Here is a 555-nt window from a genome sequence, read left to right as displayed (position 1 = left end):
GCGCTGCGTCATAAAAATCCTCTGGTGTAATATGGTCAATAACATCGGAAAGCGCGTCCTTGCTCAGCATGGCTGAGCCTAAAACAGACTTCTCCGCTTCCGTATTATGGGGTGGAATTTTCTCAACCATGTAGATTCCTCTCTATACTATCAGTCAATCAGTTTTAGTCGGTTACTTCAACGGTCAGCTTACCGGATACTTCCGGATACAATTTCACATCAATTTCAAATCTGCCAATACTCTTAATTGGGTTTTTCATCTGAATTTTTTTCTTATCGATGGTAAGACCGGTCTGCTTTTTCGTTTCGTCAGCAATATCCTTGGAAGTAATGGAGCCGAAAAGTCTGCCGCCTTCACCGGACTTAGTCTTGATAATAACAGTTACATCTTCCAGCTTCTTTGCAAGTTCTTCTGCCGCCGCTTTTTCTTCTGCCTTTTTCTGTGCCAGCAGTTCTTTCTGCTTCTCAAGACTTCTGATATTGCCATCGGTCGCCTCGGTTGCATACCCTTTCGGCAGCAGCATGTTTCTTGCGTATCCATCGCTGACTTTTACT

At 43.8% G+C, this 555-nt stretch carries 2 protein-coding genes; both read right to left on the bottom strand.

Annotation, left to right across the window (positions count from 1 at the left end; genetic code table 11):
* Window positions 1-130, bottom strand: a 130-nt coding sequence (locus tag D1841_RS19605; RefSeq protein ID WP_166554407.1) for a DnaB-like helicase N-terminal domain-containing protein, incomplete at its 3' end; no start/stop codon positions are given.
* Between the two features lie 34 nt (window positions 131-164).
* Window positions 165-555: 50S ribosomal protein L9 (gene rplI, locus D1841_RS18415; protein WP_166554406.1), on the bottom strand; the 391-nt coding region annotated here is incomplete at its 5' end.

Source organism: Neglectibacter sp. X4 (assembly GCF_009917365.1).
Taxonomy (GTDB): Bacteria; Bacillota; Clostridia; order Oscillospirales; family Acutalibacteraceae; genus Acutalibacter.
Note: the sequence above shows the minus strand (reverse complement) of the source record. Positions and strands in the feature narration are given on the sequence as shown.